Origin of the sequence: Nocardia farcinica (assembly GCF_029867845.1) — a bacterium.
In the GTDB taxonomy this organism is placed as follows: domain Bacteria; phylum Actinomycetota; class Actinomycetes; order Mycobacteriales; family Mycobacteriaceae; genus Nocardia; species Nocardia farcinica_A.
Genome location: NZ_JARWRU010000541.1, coordinates 1 through 5624 on the forward strand (window position 1 = coordinate 1; position 5624 = coordinate 5624).

The 5624-nt window shown below is 72.2% G+C and carries 5 protein-coding genes; all 5 read left to right on the forward strand.

What is annotated here, in order from left to right; translation table 11 throughout:
• A partial coding sequence (locus QH283_RS11730) for an MCE family protein (protein WP_348538278.1) occupies window positions 1-1108 on the forward strand: 1108 nt, incomplete at its 5' end.
• Window positions 1105-2241, forward strand: coding sequence for an MlaD family protein (locus tag QH283_RS11735; protein ID WP_280503034.1), 1137 nt, complete (start codon window positions 1105-1107; stop codon window positions 2239-2241). The genes QH283_RS11730 and QH283_RS11735, both read left to right, overlap by 4 nt.
• A complete protein-coding gene (locus tag QH283_RS11740) occupies window positions 2238-3506 on the forward strand; it encodes an MlaD family protein (RefSeq protein ID WP_280503035.1) in 1269 nt (422 codons plus the stop codon). Before QH283_RS11735 ends, QH283_RS11740 begins: the two co-directional genes overlap by 4 nt.
• Window positions 3507-3542: 36 nt before the next feature.
• Window positions 3543-4187, forward strand: a complete 645-nt coding sequence (locus tag QH283_RS11745; RefSeq protein ID WP_280503036.1) for a hypothetical protein — start codon at window positions 3543-3545, stop codon at window positions 4185-4187.
• Window positions 4188-4239: 52 nt separating this feature from the next.
• Window positions 4240-5556 (forward strand): cytochrome P450, encoded by a 1317-nt coding sequence (locus QH283_RS11750; protein ID WP_280503037.1) that lies wholly within the window; start codon window positions 4240-4242, stop codon window positions 5554-5556.
• Window positions 5557-5624: the final 68 nt, after the last annotated feature.

The following is a 5624-nucleotide window of genomic DNA, read 5'->3' on the forward strand; positions in this document are numbered from 1 at the left end:
CCTCCTGTCCTGTCTGCCGAGAAGTGTGCGCGCCGCGATCGTGCTGCTCGTCGGAGCCGTCGCCGGCTGCGCGGGGCCGCTGGGTTCCGGCGATGACGGCATCACCGTGGTCGCCGAATTCGACAACGGCGCCGGGCTCTACGTCGGCAACGCCGTCGCCGTGCTCGGCATGGACGTCGGTGAGGTCGTCGCGGTCGAACCGAAGGGCGACCGGGTCGAGGTGACCATGCGCGTCGCCGAGGGCGTGCGCATCCCCGCCGACGCGCACGCGGTGACCCTGTCCACGTCGGTGCTCACCGACCGGCACGTCGAGTTCACCCCGGTGTACCGGGACGGCCCGGTCCTCGCCGACGGCGCCCGCCTCGGCCGCGACCGCACCAGGACCCCCGTCGAGTTCGACCGGCTGCTCGGCGCGGCCGAGACCATGGCGGGCGAACTCGCCGAGGACCGGCCCGGGGCGGGACCGGTGGCGCGTCTGCTCGGCGTCTCCGCCGAGATCGCCGCCCGCAGCGGCCCCGACCTGCGCGCCACCATGACCGCGCTGGCCGAGGCGCCGCGCATGAGCGAGGACGGCGGCGCCGAATGGCAGGCCACCGTCACCCGGCTCGCCGACGAGCTGGCCGTCCTCGCGGGCGCCGCCGCCGACAACGACCACCTGGTGCGCGAATTCGCCGCCGACACCGGCAGACTCGCCGACCTGCTGGCCGAGCTGCGGATCGGCGAGGGACGCACCGGCGCGCGCGTCGAGGAACTGGTGCGCGGCACCGAGGCGTTGCTCACCGACAACGCCGAAGCCCTGCGCGCCACCGTCACCGACGCGAACACCGTGACCCTCGCCCTGGCCGACTACCGGCGCGAACTGGCCGAATTCCTCGACGTCACCCCGCTGCTGCTCGACAACGCCTATGCCGCGGTCGATTTCGAATACCGGGGCGTGCGGGTGCACGCGCTGCTGGACAAGGTGTTCTTCGACGGGCAGCTGGTGAAGGAATTCTGCAATGTGCTCGGTCTGCGCCAACTGGGCTGCGCCACCGGCACCCTGCAGGACTTCGGTCCCGACTTCGGGATCACCGACATGCTCACCGCCATGGCGGAGCTGCCGCGATGAGGGGCGACCGTTCGCGGCTCGGTGCGGCGCCTTGGGCGCGCGCCCCGCGGCGGATCGGCGCACTGCTGGTGACCGCGCTCGCGAGCGCCACCGCCTGCTCGGTCGGCCTCGGCGACCTGCCGCTGCCCGCCCCCGGCGGCGGGGACGGCTACACCGTGCGCGCCGAGTTCGCCAACGCGCTGAACCTGCCCGCCAAGGCGAAGGTGCGCCTGCTCGGCGCCGATGTCGGCGAGGTCGCCGAGATGGCCGTGCACGACTACACCGCCGTGGTCACCCTGCGCATCGAGCGCGAGGTCAGGCTGCCGTTGGGCACCCGCGCCGAACTGCGCACCGCGACTCCGCTCGGCGATGTGTTCGTCTCGCTCACCCCGCCGGCCGAGGTCACCGCCGCGACTCCCGCGCTGGCCGACGGTGACCGGCTGGCGAAGGAGCAGACCGCCTCCGCCGCCACCATCGAGGAACTGCTGAGCACGGCCGCGCTGCTGGTCAACGGAGGCGCCATCCGCAACCTGACCACGCTGGTCAACGGACTGGGCCGCGCGGTGGGGGAGCGCGGCGAGGAACTGTCCGCGCTCATCGCGCAGTCCACCCACGTGGTGCGCACGCTGGCCGCCCGCTCCGAGGACATCCGCGCCACCCTGGCCGGCATCGACGCCCTTGCCCGCACCCTCGACGCCCAGCGGGCGGGCATCGACGGCCTGATCGAGGCCGCGGGCCCCGCCCTGCAGACCCTGGACACCCACGCAGCCGAGGCGCTGGAACTGGTCCGCCGCGTGGAGTCGATCAGCGCCAGGCTGGCCACCCTGCCCGGGCTCGACGGCGAACAGACCACCGGCATGGTCGCCGACCTGAACCGCATCGCCGCCGGGCTCTCCGACGCCGCCACCCACCCGCAGGCCGACCTGGGCGCGCTGAACGCCATGCTCGGCCCGATCATCTCGGTCACCACCTCCACCTCGGCCAATGTCGACGCCGACTTCCAGGACCTCGCGCTCGGCTACCTGCCCGACCCGAACCATCCCGGCGACCCGGAGAGCCGCCTGCCGGACCTGTCGGACTGGGCGGCCTTCATCGGCACCTTCACCTACACGCTGCTCAAACTCCAGGAGAAGATCACCGGGGGTGCGCGATGAGCCCGCTCGAGCCCGCCGCCCGGTTCCTGGTGACCGGCGTGCGCCTCGCCCACGCGCGGCGCAACCTGCTGTCCACCGCGGCCCTGATCGGGGTCCTGCTGTGCGGCACCGCCTATCTCGTGTTCGGCGCGCTCGGCGTCGACCCCACCGCCGACACCCTGCGGGTCAGGGTGCACCTCGCCGAGTCCGGCGGGCTGCTGCCCGGCCAGAACGTCACGCTGCGCGGCGTGCCGGTGGGCACGGTGGAGACCGTCGAACTGACCTCGGACGGGCTGGTCGCCGTCGCGGTCGTCGACGCGGGCGCCCGCATCCCGGCCGACGCCGAGGTCAGGGTGGCGAGCCTGTCCATGGCGGGCGAGGAGTACCTGGACTTCCGCGCCACCGCCGACGACGGGCCGACACTGGCCGACGGCGCCGAGATCGGCCGCGAACGCACCAGCACCCCCGCACCGCTGTGGCGCACCCTGGCCGCGCTGGACTCGACCCTCGACCAGGTCGACCCCGAGCTGATCGCCACCGTCGTCGGCGAGCTCGGCGTCGGCCCCGAAGGACCGGACAAGCTCGCCGACATCATCGACGGCGGTGTCTTCCTGATCTCCACCCTCGACTCGGTGCTGCCGCAGACCGTGCGGCTGGTACGCGACAGCCGGGCGGTGCTGGCCACCGCGGGCGACCTGCGTTACGGCGAGTTCGCCGCCGACGCCGACAGTTTCCTGTCCGGTGTGGCCGCCAAGTCCGGTGGCTACGTGGAACTGCTCGGCGCCTCGCCCGGCACGCTACGCGCCGTGGACGCCCTGCTCGCCGAGAACTCCGCCGGCGCCGCCGAGATGCTCGGGCACCTCGGCGTCACCTCACAGATGGTCTCCACCCGCGTGCCCGCCCTCCAGGAGTTCTTCTTCCCCACCGGACGGGCAGGCTCCACCCTGGACGCGATCGGCGTCGCCTTCCACGACGGCGGCATCTGGGGCCTGGTCAACCTCTACCCCCGCTACGCCTGCGATTACGACCTGCCGCGCCGACCGCCCTCGCTGCCCGACTTCCCCGAGCCCTATCGCTACACCTACTGCCCCGACACCGACCCCTCGGTCCTCATCCGCGGCGCCCGCAACGCGCCGCGCCCGCCGGGGGAGGAGATCCCCGAGGCTCCACCGCCCGGTGTCTCGCCGGAGCTGCAGACCACCCGGACGCCCATCGGCCCGCTGTCGATCCCGCTGCACTTCGGCGGCCCGGAACTGCCCCCGCCCCCGCCCGCGCCGGTGCGGTGACCGGATCGAGCGCCTGTACGCCCAGGAGGAGAACCCATGAGCCGCGAGAAGACCGGAGCCGTCCGGGAGCGAGCGACCGACGAGGACACCGTCCTCGCCTCGGCAGCCGAGGAGACCGCCGGGCCGGATCCCGGCGACACCGCCCCCGAGCAGGCGGCCGAGCTGCCGCCGGGGGGCGGACAGCGGTCATGGCGCGCACCGGACCTGGCGCGGCGGGCACTGGTGCCCGCCGTGAGCGTGCTCGCCGTCGCCGCGACGGTCGCCGCGGCCTGGTTCGGCTGGCAGCTGAAGCAGCACAAGGATGTCGAGGCCGCCGCCGACGCGGCACTGGCTGCCGCGCGCGCCTACGCGGTCACCCTGACCAGTGTCGACTCCGAGCACCTCGACCGCGACTTCGCCGCCGTGCTCGACGGCTCGACCGGCGAGTTCCGCGACATGTACACCCGCTCCAGCGGTCAGCTGCGCGAGCTGTTGCTGGAGAACAAGGCGGTGGGCCAGGGCACCGTGCTCGACGCCGCCGTGAAGTCCGCGAGCGAGTCCGAGGTCGAGGTGCTGCTGTTCATCGACCAGACCGTCACCAACGCCGCCTCGCCCGATCCCCGTATCGACCGCAGCCGGGTGGTGATGACCATGCGACTGGTCGACGGCCGTTGGCTGGCCGCCCGGGTCTACCTGCCATGACCGCCACCGCTGTGCAAGCCGTTGCCCGAGAGCAGAATCCAGGAGTTCCGCGATGACCGACTTCGACACCGTCGACTACTTCACCGACCCGGCGCTCGTGCCGGACCCGCATCCCTACTTCGACCACCTGCGCGCCAAGTGCCCGGTCACCCAGGAACCGAACCACAAGGTCTACGCGGTCACCGGCTACGAGGAGTCGGTCGAGGTGCTCAAGGACCCCGAGGTCTTCTCCTCGGCCATCTCCGTGGGCGGGCCCTTCCCGCCGCTGCCGTTCGAGGTGCGGGGCGAGGACATCACCGAACTGATCGCCGCGCACCGCGAGAAGCTGCCCATGTTCGAGCACATGGTGACCATGGACCCGCCGCAGCACACCTACGCCCGCTCGCTGCTCAACCGGCTGCTCACCCCGGCGCGGCTGAAGGAGAACGAGGACTTCATGTGGCGGCTGGCCGACCGCCAGCTCGACGAGTTCCTCGCCAACGGCCGCTGCGAATTCCTCACCGAGTACGCCAAGCCGTTCTCGCTGCTGGTCGTCGCCGACATGCTCGGCGTACCCGAGGAGGACCACCAGGCCTTCCGGGTGGCTCTCGGCGCGGAGCGGCCGGGTGCGCGGCCGGGCGCGATGGACGACGACGTGATGGCGTCCAACCCGCTGGAATGGCTGGACGAGAAGTTCTCCGCCTACATCAGCGAGCGCCGCGTCGAGCCCCGCGACGACGTGCTCACCTCGCTGGCGCTGGCGAAGTACCCGGACGGGTCGACGCCGGAGGTCATCGACGTGGTCCGCTCGGCCACCTTCCTGTTCGCCGCAGGCCAGGAGACCACCGCGAAACTGCTCGGCGCGGCGCTGCGCGTGCTCGCCGACAATCCCGGCATCCAACAGCGGTTGCGGGAGGACCGCAGCCGCATCCCGGTCTTCATCGAGGAGACCCTGCGGATGGACGCGCCCGTCAAGAGCGGCTTCCGGCTGGCCACCCGGGCCACCACGGTCGGCGACGTGCCGATCCCGGTCGGGTCGACCGTCATGTTCTGCCCCGGGGCGGCCAACCGCGACCCGCGCCGCTTCGAGAACCCGCACGAGTTCCGCCTGGATCGCCCGAACTTCCGCGAGCACATGGCCTTCGGGCGCGGCGTGCACAGCTGCCCCGGCGGTCCGCTGGCACGGGTCGAGGGCCGGGTGTCGATCGAGCGCATCCTGGACCGGATGCTCGACATCGACGTCGACGAGCAGCGCCACGGCCCCGCGCACGCGCGGCGCTACACCTACCGCTTGCGCCCCGGCGCGCAAGCGGTGCGCGCTCTCGAATCCGAATGGCATCGCTGCCGTTTCCTGTTGATCGAAGCCTTAAACCATATAAGATCTGGCTAGAAACCCACCTACGGGCGTCTGTCGATGATGCTGACCGAATCCCGCGCACGCACCTGCTGTTTGCGGGA